Source organism: Gaoshiqia sediminis (genome assembly GCF_025907915.1).
Lineage (GTDB): Bacteria > Bacteroidota > Bacteroidia > Bacteroidales > Prolixibacteraceae > Gaoshiqia > Gaoshiqia sediminis.
This window is the reverse complement of sequence record NZ_JAPAAF010000011.1, coordinates 1-23,520: the sequence shown is the minus strand read 5'-3', so window position 1 is coordinate 23,520 and position 23,520 is coordinate 1. Positions and strand designations below refer to the sequence as shown.

Genomic DNA, 23,520 nt, shown 5'->3' with positions numbered 1-23,520 from the left:
TTTTAGAACATAATAGATATAAAATAATGATTAAAGAGAGCTAGTTATTCATATTAATATCCATGGATTTGTCGCGGAAGATATTTTGAAACACCATGACCGCTACGCCTTTCAGCCCCGAGTGGTCGCCCATTTCAGATATCTCTATGCGGACGTTTTCTGATATATTTTTCAGACAATATTGATTAAGCGCATGTTGCACCGGAATGAGGATGAATTGTCCGGCCTGGGTGAGCGGGCCGTTCAGCACAATCAGTTCGGGATTGTACAGTTGAATGAGGATGGAGATCCCCCAGGCCAGGTTGGTGCTGATGGTGGTGAGCAGCGAGATGGAAAGCTCGTCACCCTTTTTGGCGCAGTTGATGATGTCGTCCGGGGTGAGCTCCTGCGGACGTTCCCCGAACTGACTGGTCAGCTGCGAAATGGTGCCGCGGGCAATTTCTTCCCTGGCCATATCCAGCAGATGCTGTGCCCCGGCAATGGTTTGCAGACAGCCCCGTTTACCGCAGTCGCAGAGCTTGCCATTTTCCATAATGCGGATGTGACTCAGCTCGCCCGCACAACCAGTTGCACCGCTGTAAATGTCACCGTTCAGGACCATGCCCAGCCCAAGTCCCCAGTTCCAATTAATAATCAGCGTATTGTTGGTATTTTTTGCCTTCCCGAACACAAATTCGCCCAAGCCCTGCATCCGCGCATCGTTTTCGATGTAGGTACGGATGCCGAATCGTTTGGTCAGACGGGCAGCAATATTTCTATCCTCGGTTCTTTTTATGGTTCGGTTGATCCCGGTTTCCGAATCCACCAACCCGGGCATACTTACACCAATGGCAGAGAGTTCGTCTGGTTGAAGGCCTGCTCGTGTCAGCAACTCACCAATAACCTTCTCCATCTTTTCTTCCAGTTTCGGATCGTCAATATTAGTCTCGAAACCAACTACCGGCAATACTTCCTCGTTCAAACTGTTAAAAATGACAGCTTTGCCCCGGTATTGGCCCAACTCAATGGCCAGAATAAAAAAGGCGTCTCCGGACAGGCTGTAGATGGTGGGCTTGCGTCCGCCCTGCGAGTTGCCGGTGCCGGAGGCAACCACCACCTTCTCTTCAATGAGATCTTCCAGAATGGAACGCACTGTAGGCAGGCTGACATTGATTTTTTTGCTCAGCGCCGAGGCCGATTGCAAGTTCCGCTTATACAACAGGCGGATGATCTGCATCCGCAGCTTGTATCGCTTCAGCTCGCTGATAGCCATCCTTTGGGTGTCTTCCTTCCGGTGTAAAACCATTGCTGACTTATTTTCGATTCATTCATACAATATTAAAATATAATTTTCACACAGACATATACTTTTGTAATTTTTTTCATAAGTATTTTCAGAATGTGAATATTTTTTATAACATTTTTTCACATCTATTCACATCCCTACAGCACTAAATCTGAGTCAATGCAGAAATAAAAAGGGAAATCTGTCCCGTTCAAGATAGTTCTCCTTATTTTTACCCCACAGAAAACAAGGGCATCCCCCTACTATAATAATATGGTATGTTCCCGTTAATTTCCTACGAAAATCATTTATTGCTTTTTGCCGTTTTGCTGGGCGCTGCGGCTCTTGGCATTTGGTCCGAACACAAAAAATGGCTGGGCAAGGTTTCCGGCATTCTGGTCACGATGGTCCTGATGTCCATTTTATCAATGACCGGCGTAGTACCGGCAGCTTCCGGAACCGACGTTCCGGTTCCCGTTTACAACCTGGTTTTCGACTGGTTTGTCCCACTGTCGATCCCTATGCTGTTGGTGGGCTCTAACCTTGGACGGATTATCCGGGAAGGTGGAAAATTGCTCGTTGCCTACACCATCGGAGCTATCGGCGTGGTATTGGGTTGCTTTTTGGCCTACGCCCTCATCGACTTGGGGCCAGATTCGGCGAGCACGGCCGGAGTTATTGCAGCCACGCTAATTGGCGGGAGTATGAACTTTGTAGCTACCGGCGAAATCCTGAACTTCAGCACACACCCGCTTTTTTCGGCCACTATTGCCGTGGATAATTTCGCAGCCAACCTTTTTGTTTTGCTCCTGATCGCTGTTCCTTCCGTCCGGCTGTTGCAACGCTTTTTTGTAAAGGAAAAAGCGGAAAACCGCGAACCGTCAATACCGGAAGAGAGTTCCGCCACCCCCATCACCTTGGAACGGATTGCCCTATCGGTGTTTTTAGCCGCCGCCATTGCCGGGGCCGGCATGCTGCTCGAAGAAATCTTCCAGCACTTTTTCTCGACCCGGATGAATATGAGCATCCTGATCATCACCGTACTCTCTGTTTTGGTTGCCAACCTCTTTCCCAAACGATTGAAAGCACTTGAGGACACTGCCTTTTCCATAGGTTTATGGATGATGTATCTATTTCTGGCCACCATTGGCGCAGCCACCAACCTGAACGACATGTTGCAGGTAGGCCCTGCTGTATTGGGATTTTACCTGGTCGTATTGTTGGTTCATCTGCTGGTATTGCTGGCAACAGCCCGACTGTTCAAGCTGGATGTATATGAAGTGGTGGTTTCGTCAGCGGCCAATATCATGGGGCCTTCGGTAGCAGCCCCCATGGCCGCCTCGCTTGGGCAAAAAAAACTGATCACACCGGGCATCCTGGTGGGTATCCTGGGCTATGTAATCGGCACGTTTATCGGCGTATCTATCGCCTTGTTTTTAAGCTGAAAACTTCATTTAAAAGAAAGCGGCAAAAGCAGCAGTTCTCCACCGTATGCTTTTGCCGCTGATCTTTTAATCCTGCCGGGCTACCACTTATCGGCCTGAGCGACCCGGGCTGCTGCCGCAAGTTCGCCTTCCAGCGGCCAGCATTCCAGTCCCACGTAGCCGTCATAACCCAGTGTCTTCAGTTCTTTGAACACACGCGGATAGTAAATTTCTCCTGTGCCCGGTTCTTTTCGCCCCGGATGGTCGGCCACCTGGATATAGCCAACCTGATCGAACCCTTCGTTTAGGTGTCCGCACAGGTCACCTTCGGAAATGTGCATGTGATAGAGGTCCCAGTTAATTTTCACCATGGGCGAATTCACTTCGCGGCAAATTCGCACAGCGTCAGGGCTTCCGTACAACGAATGCCCTTTATGGTCAACCCGGATGTTCATGGGTTCCAGGATCAGCATCAGCCCGGCTTCTTCCACCAAGGGTTTCACCCGCTTAAGGGCAGTGATGATATTTTCGTGCATTTCCTCCCGGCTCATGCCTTCCTGATCGTTTCCTCCTACCACCGTGGCTTTCGGGCAATTCAGTTTTTTGGCTACCTGAATGGCCTCTTTGATCTTCTCCTCAAACAAATCGTGATTGGCCGGATTGTTCATGCCCGGCTCGAACCCCCAGGCCGTAAATTGTCGGATGCTCAGACCAAGCTCCTGGCATTTGGCTGCCATGGCATCCAGGTCTTTATCTGCGTAACTCCAAAACTCGATTCCGGGAAAACCCAGTTCGGCGGTTTTCTCCAGGCGATCCAACACCGGGAGGTCTTTCCACCAAATCTCGATATTGACAGCAAATTTGGTATTGGGCGTTTGCCCCGGCTTTTTTAATGCCTTGTTTTCAGGTTGACAGCCGTTGAGGTTAGTTAAAACGAGCGCACTTGCAGCTGCAGCAAGACTTCCGTTTTTCAGGAATGAACGGCGAGAGGAAGTAAGTTTCATGGTAATTGAGTTAAGTTAATGGCCCCAATTTACGGATTCTTCCCCTAAAAGAAAAGCCGGGATAACCGGCCTATCTGTTCAGTCTATTTTTTTGAATGCAAACCTACGTGGTTTCCTTCGGTATCCTCAAAAAGGGCAAAATAACCAATCTCTTCGGTAATCAGGGTTTTGGGAATAATGACAATTCCACCGGCAAATTCAACACGGTCGAGTACCGGCTTCAAGTCATCTCCGGCATCCAGAAAGACCCGGGTCCCCAAACTGCTGGGCGTGCAACCCTCCCCTTGTACAATTGCGCCTCCGACGCCATTCGAATCAGGATCCATCGGCAAAAATCCCATCCGGTGCTTGCCCATCACCTGTTCATACAACTGACTATCCAATAATTTGGAATAAAACTCCTTGGCCCGGTCAAAATTCAACACCGGAATTTCGGCCCATACAATGGCATTTTTTGATGTTTTCATGGTTTTACAATTTTAGATTATCATTTTCAACATTCCTTACAGCTCATTGGTTGCTCCAACCACTTTATCTATTCCGAAATTTATTAGCCATTGCATTGTACGCATTTCAGTAGTTGGAGTTCAAGCTGATTTTTTACGAGATAATTACCTGAATTTATCCGATGATCAGACTGACTTTCGGGGCGTTTAGGTTATATTTGCGATTCAAATTAACAAAGACAAAATGAAAGACCGCCCGCTAATATTGGTTACCAATGATGATGGCATCCACGCCAAAGGACTGAAGGAACTTACCGAAGTGATGAGATTGTTTGGCGAGGTGGTCGTAGTTGTTCCGGAGGTGGCCATGTCGGGCATGTCGAGCGCCATAACGGTGGACAAACCCCTACGTGCCACCAAAATGAAGGAAGAAGAGGGCTATACACTTTTCAAGTGCAACGGCACACCGGTTGATTGCGTAAAAATCGGCTTCAATCATCTGCTGGACCGTCATCCCGATTTTGTGGTTTCAGGGATTAATCACGGGTCCAACTCGTCAATCAGCGTAGTTTATTCCGGTACAATGGGAGCTGCCATCGAGGGGTGCTTGCACGGGGTAGCTTCTATGGGTTTTTCACTGTGCGACTATGCCCAGGATGCCGATTTCACCCGGGCCAAAATGGTGGTTGCGCGCATCTTTCAGGCTGTTGCCGAAAACGGGCTGCCTCATTTTACCTGTCTGAACGTGAACATTCCCAAAGGCGAAGTGAAAGGTATTGAGGTTTGCCGCCAAACCTCGGGAAAATGGGTGGAAGAACTTGAAAAACGGACTGACCCCCACCAGCGTGATTACTATTGGCTAAGCGGCTATTTCAAAAATTTTGAACCGGACACGGCCGGCACGGATATGCATGCCCTCGACAACCAGTACGTTTCGGTGGTTCCTGTTACCGTTGACATGACCTGCCACGAAACTTTCCAACAAATGAAAAACTGGAGATTTTAATGGCAACCAGCGGAAAATTCAACCAGAACAGGCTCCGGATTGGCTTTATCCCGGGCATCATTTTACCCGTTTTCGTCTTTCTGCTGATGTATCTTGTCAGCGGACAGAAAGTACCGTTCACAGATTATCTCACGGGACTTTGGCACTTGCATGCATTGGTGAAATTAGCAACCCTGTGCGTAACCCCCAATTTGTTGCTATTCCTTTATTTTTTCAAAAAGAAACATGACCTGGCAGCCCGGGGCGTACTGATGGCCACTTTTGTGTATGCCTTTGCCATCTTACTATCAAAGGCATTCTAGCCTATAAAAATCGTCAAACGACATTCCGTAAAATCCAGTAGGTAATTACAACGGCCAGCACAACGAAAATTGCCCGTGTTCCGAAAAGGAATTTCCTGATTTTCAACATACAACCAATAGGCTTTCTTATCAAATCCAATATTGCTCCCAGTAACAAATACGGCATAGCGATTACAAACAACGCATTTGCCTTATATGCTGCCGGGATATCAAAATGAAGCAAATAATGAATGGCACGTTGTGAGCCGCACCCGGCACAATCGTAGCCCGTCAAAACCTTGAATGGACAACTTGGGAAGTAACTCGTTGTTCCCGGATTAAAATTCCAGTAAAAAATTGCAATAAATCCCAGCGAGACAAGAATTACCCCCCACTTGACCTTAGTTCGCCATGATTCCCGCAGCAACACCCAATACCATTAAAATGATGTAAATTAAAATCACAGCAATGCCAATAAAGAAACCTATTTTTGTCCACTTGCCGGCTTCGCTGGAAGCTCTCTCGGCACCGGCAATATCTCCAGCATAAAAACGGGATTCAACTTTTGCGGCATTTACAATACCAACAATGCCAAAAGGCAGGCAGCACAGTATCGTAACAAGGATTGATTCAACCAACCAGGTTTTCGGTGGTTTTTGATTGACGGTTTGGTTTTCCATAAAATTGATTTTTGCCAGGTCTGAAAATTATTGATTCGTACAATTTGAAAATCGAAAATAATGATTTTCCAGATGAAAAGAAATAACATTATAAAAATCAGAAAAAAAAATAATCGACCCATCATTGATTTTGATCCTTAAATTAAAAAGCTATTAACCTGCAAACAGGTCAAGCATGGCAAATTCATTTTTAACAATTACTTTTGGATGCTCACACTTTTTGTTACACAGAATGAGATACTATTTTATAGCAGGCGAAGCTTCGGGCGATTTGCACGCCTCCAACCTGATCCGGGAGTTGATGCGGAAAGATGAATCAGCCGTTGTTCGCGGCTTTGGCGGCGAACTGATGGAAAAAGCCGGCATGCAACTGGTGAAGCATTACCGCGACATGGCCTTCATGGGCTTTTTACCCGTGTTGCTGAACCTGCGCACGATCAAAAAGAATTTCATAACCTGCGAACAGGATTTGCTCCAATTTCAACCGGACGTGCTGGTGCTGGTGGATTACCCCGGTTTCAACCTGCGGATGGCCGAATTTGCAAAAGCCCACGGCATTCGGGTATTCTATTATATATCCCCCAAAATATGGGCCTGGAAAACACATCGCATTAAAAAGATAAAGGCATTTGTGGACGAGATGTTCACCATTCTTCCGTTCGAAACCGAATTTTACCGGCAGTTTGATTACCCGGTAAATTATGTGGGCAATCCCGTGCTGGATGCCGTGCAGTCGATTCCACCAAAACAACCGGGAGCGTTTTTTAAGAAAGGCAATAATATGCCCGACAAACCAATTATCGCGTTGCTTCCCGGAAGCCGATTACAAGAAATCCGCTCGCTGTTGCCCCGGATGCTCAAGGCAGCAGCTTCGTTCAAAACCCACCAGTTGATCGTGACGGCAGCGCCAAACATTCCGGATGAAGTGTACCGAGAGCTACTGAAAGGCTATGAAGCGAGCCTGTTGCAAGGCAAAACCTACGAAGTGCTGCAACAGGCCGATGTGGCCGTGCTGGCTTCGGGAACAGTTTCGCTGGAGGCCGGTGTAATTTGCTGTCCGCAAGTCGTGTGTTACCGGATGGCAGGCGGGGCCTTGTTTTTCAAAATCGGGCAAAAGGTACTGAAAATAAAATGGGTATCGCTGGTAAACCTGATCCTGCAACGCACGGCGGTAAGGGAACTGTTACAACACCAATGCACGGTGAAAAACATCCGCGAAGAATTGGAGAAGATATTAAATAATCCCGCCTACCGCAAACAAATTGATGCCAATTACCGTGAGCTGATCAACCGTTTGGGCGAACCTGGCGCTTCGGCCCGCGCTGCCAGCCTGATGGTAGCGAAACTTCAGCAAAAGAAATAATCTTTTGCTATCTTCGTTTGCCCTAAAACGAATTGACGCATGTACAGCCTATTTCGGAAAGAAATTACCGGTTTTTTCGGGTCGGTTACCGGCTACCTGGTAGCTTTTGTTTTTTTAATTGCCAATGGTCTATTCCTTTGGGTATTTCCGGGGAACTACAACCTGCTCGAAAACGGGTATGCAACCTTGGACAGTTACTTCTCGCTTGCTCCGTGGATCTTCCTGTTCCTGGTTCCGGCGCTCACCATGCGGCTGATTGCCGAAGAAAAAAGGCTGGGAACGCTCGAAATACTGGTTACCCGCCCGCTGTCGCTATTCCAGCTTGTATGGGCAAAATACCTGGCCGGATTGTTTTTGGTAGCCGTTTGCCTGCTTCCTACACTGGTGTATTTCTACTCTATTTATGCCTTGGGAAACCCGGTTGGAAACTGGGACAGCGGCGCTGCCTGGGGATCGTTTACCGGACTGTTCTTTTTGGCGGCTGCCTATGTGGCTATCGGGTTGCTGGCTTCATCGCTTACCGACAACCAGATCTTCGCGTTCATGGCAGCTTTTTTCCTGTCGTTTTTCTTTTACACGGGCTTCGACTTTATGGCATCCATGAACCTGCCGGTTGGCCTGAAATCGTTCTTCAACGGTATTGGCATCAACAAACACTATTTATCCATGAGCCGCGGCGTGGTTGACTCACGGGACGTGGTTTATTTCGTGTCGCTCACTTTTTTTGTCCTGATGCTCACCAGTATCTTCCTTCGGCAAAAACAAAAGAAACTAAAAAAGCAACTCCAAAAGCTGGCTTTGTTGGCAGTTGGGCTGATCCTGCTTGCGGGCATCTCATCCCGTTTATTTTTTCGCATCGACCTGACCACCGAACAACGCTACAGCCTCTCCCCGATCTCGAAAGAACTAATCAACCAACTGGACGCACCGGTGAAAATAAATCTGTTTTTGGCGGGCGAATTGCCCCCCGGATTTCGGAAATTGCAGCTGGCTGTTGAAGAAAAAATAGAAGACATGAATGCCTATGCCGACATACGCGTGCGGTATGAAAGCATGAACCCTTATCAACTAAAAAATGCCAACGAGCGAAACCAGCTGTTTGAAAACCTGATTTCGCTGGGTCTGCAACCAACCGATTTACGGCTGACACGCGATGAAGGAACGGTGACGCACCTGATTTTTCCGGGAGCGGTTATCCGTTACAAAGGCGAGGAAATCGGGGTAAACCTGTTAAAAAATAATCCGGCCCTGGCAGCTGAAGTGAATCTGAACAATTCGGTAGAAACACTCGAATTTGAATTGATGCGGGCATTGCAACAGCTGCTCGGGCATGAAAAAGACGAAGTTGCATTCCTGAACGGACAGTCGGAACTGAACGATGCCGAAACGCATGATCTCCGCACAACCCTGTCTGAAAATTATCGGGTAACCAATCGCCTGGCAACAGACCTTGTTTCGGGCGAAATGCAACCAAAGGCGTTGATCATTGCCGATCCGTCGCAACCATTTAGTGAAACCGACAAGTTTTTTATCGACCAGTATTTGATGCGGGGCGGCAACCTGCTTTGGCTGGTCGACCCGGTACTGGTAAGCCTCGACAGCCTTAGCCGCGGCGAAACTACCCTGGCCTTTCCGCGCGACCTGAACCTGATGGACCAGCTGTTCCGTTACGGGGTGCGCGTAAACCCGGTTTTGGTGCAGGACGTGGAGTGCCTGATGATCCCGGTGAACACCGCACCGGTTGGCAGTGCTCCCAAGTTCACCCCGGCCCCCTGGTACTATTCGCCCTTGCTCACACCCGCCCAATCGCATGTTATCAGCCGGAACCTCAACCGGTTAAAAGCGGAATTTGTTAGTTCTATCGACACGGTTGGCCAACATATCGATGTGAAAAAGACAGTCATCCTGCATACTTCAACGTATTCCCGCATTGTAAAAACACCGGAAGAAATCAGTCTGCAAAGTATCAACAACCCACCCTCACGCAACTTGTTCCAGCAATCGCTGGTGCCGGTTGGCGTATTGCTGGAGGGGCAATTTTCATCGGCATTCAAAAACCGCATCACCGAAGATTTCAACACCACCCATATTGAATTTCTTCCCGAGTCGAAACCGGCAAAAATAATTGTCCTGGCCGACGGAAGCCTGATCGCCAACCAGGTGTCGCGGAGAAACGGGCAGACCCAAACGCGGCCGCTGGGCTACGACAACTTTTCGCAACAAACATTTGGCAACAAAGAGTTTCTGGTGAATGCGGTGAATTACCTGTGCGACGATACCGGGATCATGTCGCTAAGGTCGCGCGTTTTTAAATTGCGTTTGTTGGATAAAGTAAAAGTCCGCGAGGAAAAATTCTTCTGGCAACTGCTGAATTTGCTGGCGCCATTGGCCCTGATTTCGCTATTTGGATTGATTTTCAATTTTGTCCGCAAACGAAAATACCGCGGTTAATTACTTTGTATAAAATCTCAAACGAAAACATCAAGAAACAAAATCAAAGTTTGTATATTCGTGTGATTGTGTTAACCGGATGTAAAAGTCCGCAACATTTAAATAATCAGATCACTAATACTTAAAAAAATATCAATGAAATTTGTTGTTTCCAGTACCGAATTGCTCAGTCACCTGAATGCGATCAGTAAGGTGATTAGTTCGAAAAATACATTACCCATCCTGGATAATTATTTATTTCAGCTGGAAAGTAACCGGCTAACGGTTACTGCTTCAGATTTGGAGTCAACGCTTATCACCAGCCTGGAGCTGGACAACACTGAAGGTCAAGGCGACATCGCCGTTCCGGCCAAGTTATTGAATGATACGTTGAAAGAATTTCCGGAACAGCCGCTGACCTTTAAAATCGACCAGGACAGCTTTGCCATTGATATTTATTCTGAAAACGGAAAATTCAGCATTGTCGGGAAAAGTGGCGACGACTTCCCGCAACTGCCCGTGCTGCGCGAAGAGGTTGCCTCCTCCATCAGTGTGAGCCACGACGTACTGCAAAGCGGCATTGCCCGTACCTTGTTTGCCACAGCCGATGATGAACTTCGCCCGGTGATGAACGGAATTTTCATTGAGCTGGGGCAAAACGACCTGACCTTTGTCGCCTCGGATGCCCATAAATTGGTACGCTACAAGCGCAGCGACGCCAAAGCCGAAGTGGAATCGTCCTTCATTCTGCCCAAAAAACCGGCAGCCTTATTGAAGAACTTGCTGGCCAAAGAAGACTATGACGTGAAACTTCAGTTTGACGATAAAAATGCCTTCTTCACACTCAGCAATTATAAGTTGATCTGCCGCATGGTGGAAGGGAATTACCCAAGCTACAACTCGGTAATCCCAACTCATAACCCAAACAAACTGGTGGTTGACCGGTTGGAATTTTACAACACCATCAAACGGGTATCGGTATTTGCCAACCAGGCCAGCAACCTGATCAAGTTCCACATTCACGACAACCAGCTGGTGGTTTCGGCCCAGGATGTCGATTTTGCCATCTCGGCCGTTGAACGCCTGAAATGTGAATACGAAGGCGATGAAATTGAAATCGGCTTCAAATCCACCTTCTTGCAGGAAATCCTGGTTAACCTGTCATCAACCGATGTGCGTGTTGAATTGTCAGACCCCACCCGTGCCGGCCTGCTGTTGCCCGCTGAAAAAGATTTTGACGAAGAAGACGTGCTGATGTTGTTGATGCCGATGATGATCAACGCGTAATTAAAACACATCAAAGGGGCAATTTTTAAAGTCAATTCGGTTCGGAACGTCACCCTGAATTCAGTTCAGGCCTGGCTGTTCAATAAAGATCCTGAACTTGTTTCAGGATGACGACAAAAACAGGACTTTTAAAATTGCCTCTTTTCTTTTTATACGAATTTGAATTGAACAGGCTCGACTGAATACGTTTCACAACGCCTGTTTTTCCTGAATAAAAACCATATAGATGAAGCTCAATTTAAAAAATCCACTGATTTTTCTGGACCTGGAAACTACCGGGATCAATGTGGTGACCGACCGGATTGTGGAAATCGCCTTACTGAAGATTAACCTGGACGGCTCGGAAGAAAGCCGCGACCTGCGGATCAACCCCGAAATGCCAATCCCTGAATTTGCCAGTAAAATACACGGCATTTATGATGAAGACGTAAAAGATGCCCCCACTTTTAAAGAAGTGGCCAAGTCGTTGGCCAAATTTATGGAAGGCTGCGACCTCGCCGGATTTAACTCCAACCGTTTCGACATCCCGTTGCTGGCCGAGGAGTTTTTGCGCGTGGATGTGGATATCGACTTTAAAAAGAGGAAGTTTATCGATGTGCAGGCGATCTTTCATAAGATGGAAAAACGCACCCTGGCAGCGGCTTTCAAGTTTTACTGCCAACAGGAACTGGCTGGCGCCCACAGCGCCATGGTGGACACCAAAGCTACTTACGATGTACTGAAAGCTCAGCTCGACCTTTACCAGGATACGGAATACGAGGAGGGTAACGGACGGGTAAGCAAACCCATCAAAAACGATATTGCCGCCCTTAGCGAATTTTCGTCGTACGACCGCAACGTGGATTTTCTGGGACGCATCGTGTATGACGAAAATGGCGTGGAAGTGTTCAACTTTGGCAAAAACAAAGGAGTTCCTGTTGAGAAGGTATTGCGCGAACAACCCGGCTATTTCGGCTGGATCATGAATGGCGAATTTCCGCTGTACACCAAAAAGGTGCTCACCGCCATCAAGCTGCGAATGAAAGAATAAAGAAGACACGAGTAGTGAGTGATGAGTCCTGAGTTTTTTCACTTGCGGCTCACTACCCGACACTCGACTCATAACCCGTGAATTATGAAAATCATCTGTATCGGAAGAAATTACAGCGAACACGTCCGGGAATTGAACAACGACATCCCGACAGAACCGGTTATTTTCATGAAACCGGATTCGGCCCTGCTCCGCAACAACGAACCGTTTTATATTCCGGATTTCAGCAAAGATGTACACTATGAATGCGAGCTGATCGTTCGGATCAACCGGCTGGGGAAAAATATCGAAACGCGCTTTGCCAACCGTTATTACGATGAGCTTGGACTGGGCATCGACTTCACGGCCCGCGACCTGCAAAACCAGCTGAAAGACAAAGGTCTTCCCTGGGAAAAGGCCAAAGCCTTTGACCGGTCGGCCGTAATCAGCAGCGAATTTGTCGCCAAATCCGAATTACCCGATCTGAATGCCATCCGTTTTCAGCTGAAAAAGAATGGCGAAACCGTTCAAAACGGCGACAGCTCGTTTATGCTGTTCCCCATCGACGAACTGATCAGCCAGGTATCGAAATATTTTACGCTTAAAATTGGCGACCTGATTTACACCGGCACACCGGCCGGCGTTGGGCCGGTAGCAATTGGCGACCGGTTGGAAGGTTTTCTGGAAGGCAAAAAGATGTTCGACTTTGAGGTAAAATAAGAAGTTATTTTTAAAACTGTCAGCAACAAAAAAACCGCCCCAATTGGAGCGGTTTTCGTTTTTATCGAAGGATATAAAATCTTCAGCTTATTTTACTGAATCCATGTATTGGATCAGTTCGCAAACTTTTGCAGAGTAACCCATTTCGTTGTCGTACCAAGAAACAACTTTTACGAAGTTTGGAGACAATGAGATACCAGCGCCAGCATCGAAGATTGAAGTACGGGTGTCACCAACAAAGTCGTTCGATACAACTTGGTCTTCGGTGTAACCCAGGATACCTTTCAATTCACCTTCAGAAGCTTCTTTCATAGCAGCGCAGATTTCTGCGTAAGAAGCGCCTTTTTCCAAACGGGCAGTCAGGTCAACCACTGATACGTCAGGAGTTGGAACACGGAAAGCCATACCGGTCAGTTTGCCGTTCAACTGAGGAATAACTTTACCTACAGCTTTGGCAGCACCGGTAGAAGAAGGGATAATGTTCTGACCTGCGCCACGGCCACCTCTCCAGTCTTTTGCTGAAGGACCGTCAACTGTTTTTTGAGTAGCAGTTGTAGCGTGAACAGTTGTCATCAAACCTTCAACAATACCGAATTTGTCATTCAATACTTTAGCAATCGGGGCCAAGCAGTTGGTAGTACATGAAGCGTTTGATACGAAAGTCATATCATTGTTGTAAGAAGTGTGGTTAACACCCATTACAAACATAGGGGTATCGTCTTTTGAAGGAGCAGAGAAGATAACTTTTTTAGCGCCAGCGTCGATGTGACCTTGAGCTTTCGTTTTTTCCAGGAAAAGACCAGTTGATTCAACAACATATTCAGCACCAACAGCGCCCCAGTTAATGTCAGCCGGGTTTCTTTCAGCAGTAACACGAATTTCTTCACCGTTTACGATCAGTTTACCGTCTTTTACTTCAACATCACCTTTGAAGATCCCGTGAGTAGAATCGTATTTTAACATGTAGGCCATGTAGTCAACATCGATCAAATCGTTGATAGCAACAACCTGAATTGTTCCTTTTGCGATAGCCTGACGGAAAACAAAACGTCCGATACGGCCAAATCCGTTGATACCGATTTTAATTTTTGACATAGTTGATAGTTTAAAAAATTAATGAAAGAATTATTCTTTGATTTATTAGCTTGTATTTTTTTTAAAGCCCCACAAAATAACGAACTATATTCTATACAGTCAAATTTTTTGTTTTTCTTTTATTTTTTTCAACAAGAGTTTAAACTTGAATTAATATTGGCTGAAACGTATTTTTGCCCCTTCCAACAGGCGTGTTCCCGTGGCTGCGAACGGACTTGGGACTTGCGGCAAACGTGCTGCAAAAAGGAAATAACAGAAAACCACGACTTCGTGTTATACTCAAAAACAAATCAGACTGTTACACTGATTTTAATGCGCCAAACAAGCTTTCTGCTTATCGGCCCGGTGTTATTCCTCAACAGGAAAAAACAACGAAACAAGAATGGAATTTTCAGCTGTTGATAGCAGCTCCGCCGGTTCGGACCGTGGCTTGCTTTTGCATAAAAGGCCCTTGTGGTTGCAAGCTTTCGCCCCGGGAATAGGCCGGACATTCGCAGGTTTTGCAGGAAGTGAAAAATGCCATCAACCCGACAAGGGCAAGTAATATCAATCGGTATTTCATCGTATTTCTTTTTACAAATAAACGACAATAATTCCGTTTGTAATAGTTGAAAAATCCATCATCTTATCCTTCGAATTCATCTATTGACTGTTGTTATTTTAATTTCCGGAACGTTATTCCTCCAAAATCAATTAGATCATATTTTTCATCTTCCGTAAATTTAACGGTAAACCCAAACCCTACTCCCAAACCACTTGTAATAGCATACCCATCGGAGATTACATTTAACGGGAAAGGATATTCACCATCATAGGCAATTAATTTCAGCATCAATATCCGATCATCGGCTATCGACAATGCAGCCCCTTTGAATTTTGTATCCCCCATCAATAGCTGGTAACCATAGTGTTCATAAGAACCAAGCTTTTTTGCAAATTTCGATGTATTAAATGAATTCAGCTTATATCCTAACCTTGATTCCTGCTCTCCTTTTTTATGAATCAGAATATGAAAATTGCCATAATCCATAAAACAATATCGTTCTTTATCCTTTACAGAAAGGGAATCCTGACCTACTTCATACGGTACAAATTCATCTTCAGAAAGTGCTTTTAATATATACTGTTTGCCGTCTCTGTAAATTACCAGATTGTCGTCGTCCAACGAAACCGTCAGATAGGAAAATCCCTGGGAATAATCTCCTGTATGTTTTTCCTTAACTACTAACGGTAAATCGATGGGGTTAATTTCATGATGTACTTCTTTTATCACCGGTGGAGGGATAATGTCAGGAACACTTAATCCGAATTTATGTATGAATTTGAAGGTGAAATCACGTTTCAGCGATTCGCCTTCTGCTGAATTGATTAAAATTATGGCTGCTGCATTTTTATCAGGGATCAAGCATATTTCGGCATGTCCGGTTATAGCATCACCTGCGTGGGTAACTGCAAAAACCGAATCATTTTTAAACATAAACCATCCCAATCCCTTTTTGTTGGACTCCAGTACGGCGCTCCCGGTTTGAAGCGTAAACATCTCCCGAATTGTTGATGTACGAATCAAAGGCGAGTTCATGCCATGATAGGCATGCATTAACTCTCTGGCGTATTTTATAAAATCGTTGATATTGGTGTAAATGCCTCCGGAGGCGATATCCCTAAAACCGTAATCATGCATGCTCTTTCCACCGGAATATACCCTGGTTCGTCCTTGTAATGAATCCATAAAAAAACCAGAGCTGCTCATTCCAAGTGGCGCAAAAATATTTTCGTGGATATACTCCGGATAATCCTGCCCGCTTACCTGTTTGATGAGATGCCCTAAAATATTATAGCCTGAATTGGAATAGGATTCAACTAAACCCGGAGGATACAATAAATACGATTCATTAATAAAACCCAATACATCGGTGTATTTTCCGGAACCCAGGTCACCGTTTTTCAATACATCTGTCTGGATTCCCGAGGAATGAGTGATTACCGATTTTACGGTTACATCATCTAAATTCTCACCTCTGGTTAAAGGATCAAACTGTGGCAGGTATTTGTTAATGGGTTGGTTTATATCGAGTAATCCTTTTTCCTGAAGTTGCATGATTGCCAAAACCGTGAATGTTTTTGTTGCAGAGGCTATGTTTACAACCGTATGCTCAGCCATTGGCACATTATTTTCTTTGTCAGCATATCCAAAACTTCTTTTCCAAATAACAGAATCATCAACTAGAATGACAGCATTAACTCCAATTATTTGATCCGATTCCATTTTTTTGATGATTAGCGCTTCACTTTCCTTGATCAGTTCCGGATAAGCAGCCTTGCTCTGAGCATTTATATTACTCATCAGAAAAATCAAATGAGCCAATACAAATAACTTGAATTTTACATTTTTCATCACAAAACATGACTTTAGATTACGACATCACAAAAACGATTTTCAAGGATACCGGCACAAACATTCATCATGAATTGGGTTGAACGGCAACCTTTTAAAAAGCGCCAAAGCCCAACTGTCCATCGGCGCGAATGCGGAAACACGAGCGTTTACAAAAGTTCGCCAGCGGAGGATACTACGTGCCGTCGAGTCACCTATTTGTTCAACACGGGCATGCACGTCAACCTTTACCAGCCATTACGTTGGCTACATGGTCAATTACCTCTTTAAATTCTTTTGAAGGACTAAATTCAATGAACTTAACATCCTCCTGAACGATTACCGTATGCCCATGCGGAAGAAAAAACAGATCTCCTTCATTCAAAATTTCCTGAGTTTCATCGTCATATTTTACAAGTAAAGAGCCACTTAAAATATAGCCCCAATGAGGACAGTGGCAACTGTCATTTTCCAGTCCCTTTAGCAAAGGTGTAAAATCTGTTCCTTTAGGAAACTCGTTAAAACAAACGGTCATACCACCAAAATCAGGTTGTACGCGCATAAAGGTACCTGGTCCTTCCATCGCTACCGGAATGTTTTCTTTTTTTATTTTCATAACGATTTATTTAGTTCTACTTTGACAGATTAAAAAAGAATCTCGATTTTTCTCCTGTTTTACCCCGCCCTAAAGGGTGACAGGAGAAAAATCTGGCTGTTCCCTTTAGGGTTCAGGGTAAAAACAGGCAGATTTTTCGAATGTGTCAAAGTAGAATTAGATGAATAATGATATTCGTTTACAGAGATAGTACGGTCTGCACACACGAATAGTTTATCATTTAAACGCTGGAAATATCCCGGCACTTCATTCACCTGGAAAACACGAAACAAGTTGTAACTAAATCTGCTGTCTTTTTCGTAGTAGTGAGTAATTGTACAACTGAAAAAATCCAAAAATCATACGCTTAATCTGATCGTGGTGAGATTGCGTCTCATTCATCGGATTCCTCTTTGCAGGAAACGATCGCGTTCTTTCAATGCCTTACAATAAGCCATTTAATTGAAACGCCCTCACACACTGCATTTCTACAGTTTCTTAATCCTACTTTGACAGATTAAGATTGGTGTTAGATTTTTTCTCCTGTTTTACCCCGTTCCTGAAGGGTGTCAGGAGAAAAATCCGGGTGTTCCCTTTAGGGATTTAGGGTGAAAACATCCGGATTTTTCGAATGTGTCAAAGTAGAATTGACCGAACTTGTATCATCAGATCCGCACATGATAAACAATTACAAAAATTTGAACCCATGAAAAATTTAGACATTTTAAAGAAGGGATACGAGAGTTTTGCAAAAGGCGACATTGCAACAGTTTTAACAACCTGGCACGACGACATTGTCTGGGAAGAATGTCCCGGTATGCCTATGGTAGAAGGCGATGGTAAATACGTAGGCCACAACGCAGTGGTTGAGAAGGTTCTTGCAAAAATCCCGGACTACATTGATAATTTCAATATCGAAATTTCCGATTTTATCGATGGCGGAGACAAAGTAGCGGTAGTGGGTTATTACACCGGCACGTTGAAAAGGACCGGAAAGCCCTTCAAAGCTCAAGCTACACATGCGTGGACTTTCAAAGACGGCAAAGTCAGCCATTTTTTCCAGGCAGTAGATACTGCAACCATCATCAACGGATAATTGAAAAAGCAACGTCCCGGCTCTGTAAACTGACCAAAGCATTTTTTGCCTTTGGACCGATCGTATTTTGCACCAAGAAACGATCAAAACATCTGTGTCGGTAGTTCAACAGACACCTCCGGGATTGGCAAGCGGATCTTTAAAAAAATACTTCTCCGCCAGACACTCTCAGTTTGATCTGCCGCTCAATCAGTTTAAGTCCTTTGTTGTGAAGCGCTGCCTCAACAACGCTTTTATTATAGGCATTTACCTCGTCCGATTGTAAAAAAGCCACCGGGTCAATCCACCTGGCTTCCACAATTTCAGACGAGTCATTTACGGCAATTTCGTCAGAAAGTGCTTTGGCGGTGCACACCAGGTAAAGGTTCGATTCGCCAAACTGCCCGTTGCGGAAATGGCCAACATTCATGATGGACTCAAATTCAACCTGTATTCCCGTTTCCTCGAAAACTTCACGTTTCAGGGCATCTTTCAGCGATTCGTTTTTATCAATATGCCCGCCGGGAAGTTTATAGCCGGCAAAAAACCGGTCTTTCACCACCAGCAGCCGTCCTTCGTGCAACACGATGGCGCCAACGCCTGCGATGTAGTTTTTTGTGGCAGGAAGTACCGCATCCGGAAGCAATTTCTTAACCAGCATCAGGTTTTTCTCGTCGCAATGATGAAATTCAAAATCCAGCCGGGTCAGGATCGGGATAAAATCCGATTTCCCGATCGGTATCTTTACCCACAGCAGTTTTTTATCCTGTAGCGATGCAAGTATTCCTGCAATTTCTTCTGCAAATTCATTCGGATCATCCGGAAGTGTGGTTTCGTCGGCCATCACGCCGTCGTATCGGTTGACTATTAATTTAATCATAAACAAGTCTTTTTTCAGGAGGCTGAAAATACGAAAATTCTCGTTGCGGATTTCGGGAAACGCCCACCGCCCCATCGTCATTTCGACATTCTCCTGGCGACTTCGAGTCACCTGGTGAATAAAACTTCCACACGGCGTTGCCGCGGGCTGTTGCTTGCAGGCCGTTGGCCTGACCGGCCTGCCGCGTTTCCGCTTCTATGCACCAAAGGTGCAACAACACTAAGGCAGGGCAACGCCCTGTCATTATAGCATTACGCGTTTACCAAAGCCCCGAAAGGGCGCGAGCAAGGGGATAAAAAAACGATTCAGCTCATGAGGATTGAAATCCGATCCAGCCAACCGCCGTCGTTGGCATACCCGGAAGAGCAGGGGTTTGCTTTTTTCGGAATTCACCTGGTGACTTCGAGTCACCTGGTGAATAAGACATGCTCTGCTATTAATCCCGGTTTACGTCAACACCGCGCTCAGCCACTGTGCTGCGCACTGGCCGAACGCTTAATTGTTTATCAGTTGTTTTTTTCTTCTTTTAGTTCTTTAATTAGTTTCTTTCTTGATTCTTTTTTTCTTAGTTCCCCTACTTCGAAATCATTTAATAGTCTGTTATATAAACAAATATTTCCACCTATATTCTTTAACTTAACATCAGATCTAATTGAGTTAGACGTAACTATGTTTGAATATGGAATAATTACTTCTCCTTCCAATAAATTTGAGGATATTGTCATTTTTCCAGTTGCGCCTTTCACACAAATAAATGAACCATTTACTTTATTAAATTCAATTTCTTTTTCTTTCGCCTTCAAACGAAATCGTTCAGTGTCAAATTCAAGTCGAAGTAAACCACCAGTTTGAATACAGAACACACTAGTATCTCCGATAGTATTTTCAATTTTGTCTAGCGCATAAAACGCTGTAAATTTTACCTCATCTTCAATTAGATAATCGATTGCTTCGATTGTCCATTTGGCCAAATAAAATAAATGACTGTCTACTAGACTTAAATCTTTTGTTTGATTTTCTTCATTTGGATTGCTTAATTTCCAATCTAAAGAGTCTTTTAGGTACTTTTGTCTATCTTGGTCAAAATGAGTAAATCCTAACTTATTTGCCGTAGCTTTTATTATTTGTGACGGGGTATAACGATTTCCATCTTTAGCAGCACAAAATTTTCGTGCTAAAAATTCTCGAACAGGAATTTTATTCCTGTTAGGGATAAATCTCGGGTCCCAATTACACGGATTGCTTAAATCAAATTGCAAGCCTTCAAGTAAAGTAGGAGAGAGTTCTTCTAGGCTAGTTATTGTCCATACAAATAATGGTCTCCCTATTTCTTCTGAATATTTTATTAACAATGGGTTATCACCATCACAAAGGAGTAGCCTTAAGGGAACTGAAGTATGCAAATACATCTCCTTTTCCAAAAACACTTTGAGAGATTGTTGATTTTCTTTGATGGCTTCTAGTATATCCATGACTGTCTATTTTTAATAAATCACTCGTTTAAACTAACCAATAGAGTAGAGCCTGACAGCCCTCTCAATGTTTACATTACGTAAATGTACAACTTATGCGTTGACTGTCAGTGCCCCTTGCATCAAACCGTACGTGAAGTTTTTCCGGCTCATCCGGGTTTGCAGAACCGGCATTCAACTTGGCTGGATCGCCATCCTCTCTTTGTCGTTAAAAACGACAACAAGCTTCCTCCTAGTCTTAGCGAAGCGGTGACAAGGAGGAGGTGAAATATACTCCTGCTCCTATTAGAACCAATCCAATTAAAATACCCCAGACACTCATGATAAAATCATTAATTGTCAAAATTTGAACGCATTACAGATTCCAACTGCGATATTAAAATCAAAGAATAGTCTTTTAAATCTTCTGATACCATGTTTGTATTTTTTTCATTTTCTGGCAGGCAAATATTTTTATAGTCAACGGTTTTTAAGAATTCAATCAAAGAAGGAATATCATCACAACCACTAGCACTACATTTATTCAAAAGAGCTAAACGACCATTGTAAGTATCTTTAAAAAGAAATCCAGAATCTTGATTTTTATATTTTATTTTTTCTTTCTCTAATTTGTCCTCGTAATCATATATTGCTTTTGTCAAAAATTGTCTGACAGAAAAGTCATTTTTATCCATTCTTTTAAGTTTATAGTATTAGACATCATATTTTAAATCATTAGAGTGAACAGGTCACATTTGGCGGTAACCCATTTATCTGTACCCCAAGTCATCTCACACTTCCGCTGCCGGGGTGATCTGTGTAACTGTTATTTTCCGCTCCCCAATTTACAAAACATATTCAACATACGTCTTAAAACGCCGGGAAATTGAACAGGGAGGGCGTTAAGATATCTTCATGCTTAGGGAAAAGAATTAGCGGAGCTGTGAAGATTTCTTAATAGCCGGAAAAACTGAAAAGGAAGCCGTGAAGATTTCTTCAAACGCCCAAAAAGAGGAAAGGGAGGCCGTGAAGATTTCTTCAAACGCCCAAAAAGAGAAAAAGGAAGTCGTGAAGATATCTTGAAGCCTCCACCAACGGATAGGTGATGGCTTGAAGATTTATTTCTAATGGGTAGAAATAATATTATATCAAAAAAATACAAATTTTCTTTGCTATTATCGGGCGATTGGTTGTAAATTGTGTTTGTTAAATATACAAACACCCTTCATCCTGAGTTTTTTACTTGCGAAAGGTGTTTCAACTATTCCTTTAAATTTTTATAAAACGATGATGATTGAAAAGTTAAATCACAACAGCCGCACTACGGAAGTAGATGCCGCGTTGGTGCGCATGATTGGCGCGTACCGGAAAACGAGTTTAAACAGCGATGCTTATTTGGCCGATTTGTTCGCGGGATTGGAGGGGCAGTCGGCGCTCATGTCGGAGGCCATTCGCCGCATGAAGGCCGAGTCGGTGCTCGAAGAAAAAGATGAAATGCGCGATGCCACCCTGCGTTCGGTATTTTTCATGGTGCAGGGGATGATGTATCACCCCGACCCGGCTGTGAAAGCCGCCGCCGAAACGGTTAACAAAGTGCTCGACCACTATGGCATGTCGGTGATCGGCGAGAGCTATGCCACCGAATCGTCGCTGATTGGCTCGCTGCTGGGCGACCTGGCCAAACCGGAGGTGCAAACGGCCATCGCGTCGCTGTCGGGCCTGGCCGAACTGGTGGCGGCTTTGCAGGCTGCGCAGGACGATTTTGAGGCTGCCCGCATTGCTTTCGAAGAAGAAAAAGGACAGGAAACCACCCAGGTGAATGCCACGGCCCTGAAACGGGAAGTGGTGGACATCATCAACAACCAGCTGGTGGTGTACCTGCGCGCCATGGCCCAGGTAAACGACGCGGTTTACGGCCCCTTTGCCCGCACGCTGTCCGAAATTATTGCCGATAACAACGAGGCGGTGAAACGCCGCAGCAAAAAAAAGGAACCGGCCGCCTGATGCCGTTCGCCTATCAAAACTGCCCCCTCCGGTAAATCGAAGGGGGCAGTTGTTTTCCTTTCGAAATTCACCTGGTGACTCCAAGTCACCAGGTGAATAAGAGGCCCTGTCCTATCCCTCGTTTGAGCGAAGCGGTAACGAGGGGTTCGCTGGCTGTCGTTTGTAACGACAAGAAGTGGTCATGCTGAACTTGTTTCAGCATCTATGGCCATTTGCCGCTTCTGCAATTCTCGACAGAGATCCCGAAATAAATTCGGGAGGACACTTTCAGAGTTGGAGGATGCCGGAGGCATCAAATGTTTATAGGAAAAAGGAGCCAGGCTTCCGGTTCGACCCGCGGGGTCGCATGTCCTCCACCAATGGATTTGCTGGCGCGATTTTGTAACGCGGGTCCGCAGGCGGGGCGGTCATGCTGAACTTGTTTCAGCATCCGTTGCCATTTGCCGCTTCTGCAATTCCCGACAGAGATCCCGAAATAAATTCGAAAGGACGCTTTCAGAATTGGAGGATGCCGGAGGCATCGAATGTTTATAGGAAAAAGGGGCCAGGCTTCCGGTTCCACCCGCGGGGTCGCATGTCCTCCATCAATGGATTTTCTATAAACATGCAATCCCTGCCGGAATTATACGGACGTAAACGTTGTTGCCCTTTCCTCTCCTTCATTTGATCGAAGCGGGAACAAAGAAGAGTTGGAGGATGCCGGAGGCATCAAATGTTTATAGCAAGAAGGGGCCAGGCCTCTCCTATCCCTCGTTTGAGCGAAGCGGTAACGAGGGGTTCGCTGGCTGTCGTTTGTAACGACAAGAAGCGGTCATGCTGAACTTGTTTCAGCATCTATTGCCATTTGCCGCTTCTGCAATTAGCGACAGAGATCCCGAAATAAATTCGGGATGACGCTTTCTGAATTGGAGGATGCCGGAGGCATCGAATGCTTATAGAAAAAAGGGGCCACGCTTCCGGTTCGACCCCCGCGGGGTCGCATGTCTTCTACCAATGGATTTGCTGGCGCGATTTTGTAACGCGGGTCCGCAGGCGGGGCGGTCATGCTGAACTCGTTTCAGCATCTATGGCCATTTGCCGCTTCTGCAATTCCCGACAGAGATCCCGAAATAAATTCGGGATGACGCTTTCA

General features: G+C 45.2%; 22 protein-coding genes. 10 read left to right on the top strand and 12 right to left on the bottom strand.

Annotated features, from left to right (window positions below; translation table 11 throughout):
- Nucleotides 1–40 precede the first annotated feature (40 nt).
- Complete coding sequence (locus N2K84_RS09710; RefSeq protein ID WP_282591608.1) at nt 41–1,285, bottom strand: ROK family transcriptional regulator; 1,245 nt, start codon at nt 1,283–1,285, stop codon at nt 41–43.
- Nucleotides 1,286–1,542: 257 nt separating this feature from the next.
- Here N2K84_RS09710 and N2K84_RS09705 point away from each other — a divergent pair, with 257 nt between their 5' ends.
- Nucleotides 1,543–2,709, top strand: coding sequence for a DUF819 family protein (locus N2K84_RS09705; protein ID WP_282591607.1), 1,167 nt, complete (start codon nt 1,543–1,545; stop codon nt 2,707–2,709).
- A gap of 80 nt (nt 2,710–2,789) precedes the next feature.
- On the opposite strand, the gene N2K84_RS09700 is transcribed toward N2K84_RS09705, so the two are convergent.
- Complete coding sequence (locus tag N2K84_RS09700; protein WP_282591606.1) at nt 2,790–3,692, bottom strand: hydroxypyruvate isomerase family protein; 903 nt, start codon at nt 3,690–3,692, stop codon at nt 2,790–2,792.
- Nucleotides 3,693–3,775: 83 nt separating this feature from the next.
- Complete coding sequence (locus tag N2K84_RS09695) at nt 3,776–4,159, bottom strand: VOC family protein (RefSeq protein ID WP_282591605.1); 384 nt, start codon at nt 4,157–4,159, stop codon at nt 3,776–3,778.
- Between the two features lie 223 nt (nt 4,160–4,382).
- Here N2K84_RS09695 and surE point away from each other — a divergent pair, with 223 nt between their 5' ends.
- Both surE and N2K84_RS09685 read left to right on the top strand, forming a co-directional pair.
- Complete coding sequence (surE, locus tag N2K84_RS09690; RefSeq protein WP_282591604.1) at nt 4,383–5,144, top strand: 5'/3'-nucleotidase SurE; 762 nt, start codon at nt 4,383–4,385, stop codon at nt 5,142–5,144.
- Complete coding sequence (locus N2K84_RS09685; protein WP_282591603.1) at nt 5,144–5,446, top strand: hypothetical protein; 303 nt, start codon at nt 5,144–5,146, stop codon at nt 5,444–5,446. Before surE ends, N2K84_RS09685 begins: the two co-directional genes overlap by 1 nt.
- 13 nt (nt 5,447–5,459) lie before the next feature.
- Here N2K84_RS09685 and N2K84_RS20530 read toward each other — a convergent pair whose 3' ends face one another.
- Both N2K84_RS20530 and N2K84_RS09680 read right to left on the bottom strand, forming a co-directional pair.
- Complete coding sequence (locus N2K84_RS20530; RefSeq protein WP_428221987.1) at nt 5,460–5,855, bottom strand: DUF2752 domain-containing protein; 396 nt, start codon at nt 5,853–5,855, stop codon at nt 5,460–5,462.
- Complete coding sequence (locus N2K84_RS09680; protein WP_282591602.1) at nt 5,827–6,105, bottom strand: CD225/dispanin family protein; 279 nt, start codon at nt 6,103–6,105, stop codon at nt 5,827–5,829. The genes N2K84_RS20530 and N2K84_RS09680 overlap by 29 nt, the downstream gene beginning before the upstream one ends.
- 232 nt (nt 6,106–6,337) lie before the next feature.
- Here N2K84_RS09680 and lpxB point away from each other — a divergent pair, with 232 nt between their 5' ends.
- The 5 genes from lpxB (at nt 6,338) to N2K84_RS09655 (ending at nt 12,914) form a co-directional block, all read left to right on the top strand.
- Nucleotides 6,338–7,468: a lipid-A-disaccharide synthase gene (gene lpxB, locus N2K84_RS09675; RefSeq protein ID WP_282591601.1), complete on the top strand. Its 1,131-nt coding sequence runs from the start codon at nt 6,338–6,340 to the stop codon at nt 7,466–7,468.
- Between the two features lie 39 nt (nt 7,469–7,507).
- Nucleotides 7,508–9,919, top strand: coding sequence for a gliding motility-associated ABC transporter substrate-binding protein GldG (gene gldG, locus N2K84_RS09670; RefSeq protein ID WP_282591600.1), 2,412 nt, complete (start codon nt 7,508–7,510; stop codon nt 9,917–9,919).
- 135 nt (nt 9,920–10,054) lie between these two features.
- The gene (gene dnaN, locus N2K84_RS09665) at nt 10,055–11,185 is read left to right on the top strand and encodes a DNA polymerase III subunit beta (RefSeq protein ID WP_282591599.1); all 1,131 of its coding nucleotides are present in this window, start codon (nt 10,055–10,057) and stop codon (nt 11,183–11,185) included.
- Between the two features lie 226 nt (nt 11,186–11,411).
- Nucleotides 11,412–12,215: a 3'-5' exonuclease gene (locus N2K84_RS09660; protein WP_282591598.1), complete on the top strand. Its 804-nt coding sequence runs from the start codon at nt 11,412–11,414 to the stop codon at nt 12,213–12,215.
- Between the two features lie 84 nt (nt 12,216–12,299).
- A complete protein-coding gene (locus N2K84_RS09655; RefSeq protein ID WP_282591597.1) occupies nt 12,300–12,914 on the top strand; it encodes a fumarylacetoacetate hydrolase family protein in 615 nt (204 codons plus the stop codon).
- 87 nt (nt 12,915–13,001) lie between these two features.
- Here the strand turns inward: N2K84_RS09655 and gap are convergent, their stop codons facing one another.
- From gap to N2K84_RS09635, 4 genes are all read right to left on the bottom strand, one after another.
- Entirely contained in the window at nt 13,002–14,009 is a 1,008-nt protein-coding gene (gene gap / locus N2K84_RS09650) for a type I glyceraldehyde-3-phosphate dehydrogenase (protein WP_282591596.1), read from the bottom strand.
- Between the two features lie 391 nt (nt 14,010–14,400).
- Entirely contained in the window at nt 14,401–14,571 is a 171-nt protein-coding gene (locus N2K84_RS09645; RefSeq protein ID WP_282591595.1) for a hypothetical protein, read from the bottom strand.
- Between the two features lie 93 nt (nt 14,572–14,664).
- The gene (locus tag N2K84_RS09640; RefSeq protein ID WP_282591594.1) at nt 14,665–16,404 is read right to left on the bottom strand and encodes a serine hydrolase domain-containing protein; all 1,740 of its coding nucleotides are present in this window, start codon (nt 16,402–16,404) and stop codon (nt 14,665–14,667) included.
- Between the two features lie 220 nt (nt 16,405–16,624).
- Nucleotides 16,625–16,999, bottom strand: a complete 375-nt coding sequence (locus N2K84_RS09635; RefSeq protein ID WP_282591593.1) for a cupin domain-containing protein — start codon at nt 16,997–16,999, stop codon at nt 16,625–16,627.
- 685 nt (nt 17,000–17,684) lie between these two features.
- Here N2K84_RS09635 and N2K84_RS09630 point away from each other — a divergent pair.
- Nucleotides 17,685–18,074, top strand: coding sequence for a nuclear transport factor 2 family protein (locus N2K84_RS09630; RefSeq protein WP_282591592.1), 390 nt, complete (start codon nt 17,685–17,687; stop codon nt 18,072–18,074).
- A 139-nt stretch (nt 18,075–18,213) separates the two neighbouring features.
- On the opposite strand, the gene N2K84_RS09625 is transcribed toward N2K84_RS09630, so the two are convergent.
- From N2K84_RS09625 to N2K84_RS09615, 3 genes are all read right to left on the bottom strand, one after another.
- Nucleotides 18,214–18,933 (bottom strand): NUDIX domain-containing protein, encoded by a 720-nt coding sequence (locus tag N2K84_RS09625; RefSeq protein WP_282591591.1) that lies wholly within the window; start codon nt 18,931–18,933, stop codon nt 18,214–18,216.
- Nucleotides 18,934–19,439: 506 nt separating this feature from the next.
- Complete coding sequence (locus N2K84_RS09620; protein ID WP_282591590.1) at nt 19,440–20,405, bottom strand: hypothetical protein; 966 nt, start codon at nt 20,403–20,405, stop codon at nt 19,440–19,442.
- Between the two features lie 332 nt (nt 20,406–20,737).
- Complete coding sequence (locus N2K84_RS09615; protein WP_282591589.1) at nt 20,738–21,079, bottom strand: hypothetical protein; 342 nt, start codon at nt 21,077–21,079, stop codon at nt 20,738–20,740.
- A 592-nt stretch (nt 21,080–21,671) separates the two neighbouring features.
- Here N2K84_RS09615 and N2K84_RS09610 point away from each other — a divergent pair.
- Entirely contained in the window at nt 21,672–22,388 is a 717-nt protein-coding gene (locus N2K84_RS09610; protein ID WP_282591588.1) for a DUF6261 family protein, read from the top strand.
- Nucleotides 22,389–23,520 lie beyond the last annotated feature (1,132 nt).

Coding starts and splice junctions, on each gene's coding strand:
- N2K84_RS09660 (WP_282591598.1), top strand. CDS start 11,412: ATGAAGCTCAATTTAAAAAATCCACTGATTTTTCTGGACCTGGAAACT.
- gap (WP_282591596.1), bottom strand. CDS start 14,009: ATGTCAAAAATTAAAATCGGTATCAACGGATTTGGCCGTATCGGACGT.
- N2K84_RS09630 (WP_282591592.1), top strand. CDS start 17,685: ATGAAAAATTTAGACATTTTAAAGAAGGGATACGAGAGTTTTGCAAAA.
- N2K84_RS09620 (WP_282591590.1), bottom strand. CDS start 20,405: ATGGATATACTAGAAGCCATCAAAGAAAATCAACAATCTCTCAAAGTG.
- N2K84_RS09710 (WP_282591608.1), bottom strand. CDS start 1,285: ATGGTTTTACACCGGAAGGAAGACACCCAAAGGATGGCTATCAGCGAG.
- N2K84_RS09615 (WP_282591589.1), bottom strand. CDS start 21,079: ATGGATAAAAATGACTTTTCTGTCAGACAATTTTTGACAAAAGCAATA.
- N2K84_RS09645 (WP_282591595.1), bottom strand. CDS start 14,571: ATGAAATACCGATTGATATTACTTGCCCTTGTCGGGTTGATGGCATTT.
- N2K84_RS09655 (WP_282591597.1), top strand. CDS start 12,300: ATGAAAATCATCTGTATCGGAAGAAATTACAGCGAACACGTCCGGGAA.
- N2K84_RS09610 (WP_282591588.1), top strand. CDS start 21,672: ATGATGATTGAAAAGTTAAATCACAACAGCCGCACTACGGAAGTAGAT.
- N2K84_RS09680 (WP_282591602.1), bottom strand. CDS start 6,105: ATGGAAAACCAAACCGTCAATCAAAAACCACCGAAAACCTGGTTGGTT.
- N2K84_RS09635 (WP_282591593.1), bottom strand. CDS start 16,999: ATGAAAATAAAAAAAGAAAACATTCCGGTAGCGATGGAAGGACCAGGT.
- lpxB (WP_282591601.1), top strand. CDS start 6,338: ATGAGATACTATTTTATAGCAGGCGAAGCTTCGGGCGATTTGCACGCC.
- surE (WP_282591604.1), top strand. CDS start 4,383: ATGAAAGACCGCCCGCTAATATTGGTTACCAATGATGATGGCATCCAC.
- N2K84_RS09705 (WP_282591607.1), top strand. CDS start 1,543: ATGTTCCCGTTAATTTCCTACGAAAATCATTTATTGCTTTTTGCCGTT.
- N2K84_RS09685 (WP_282591603.1), top strand. CDS start 5,144: ATGGCAACCAGCGGAAAATTCAACCAGAACAGGCTCCGGATTGGCTTT.
- N2K84_RS09695 (WP_282591605.1), bottom strand. CDS start 4,159: ATGAAAACATCAAAAAATGCCATTGTATGGGCCGAAATTCCGGTGTTG.
- dnaN (WP_282591599.1), top strand. CDS start 10,055: ATGAAATTTGTTGTTTCCAGTACCGAATTGCTCAGTCACCTGAATGCG.
- gldG (WP_282591600.1), top strand. CDS start 7,508: ATGTACAGCCTATTTCGGAAAGAAATTACCGGTTTTTTCGGGTCGGTT.
- N2K84_RS09700 (WP_282591606.1), bottom strand. CDS start 3,692: ATGAAACTTACTTCCTCTCGCCGTTCATTCCTGAAAAACGGAAGTCTT.
- N2K84_RS09625 (WP_282591591.1), bottom strand. CDS start 18,933: ATGATTAAATTAATAGTCAACCGATACGACGGCGTGATGGCCGACGAA.
- N2K84_RS09640 (WP_282591594.1), bottom strand. CDS start 16,404: ATGAAAAATGTAAAATTCAAGTTATTTGTATTGGCTCATTTGATTTTT.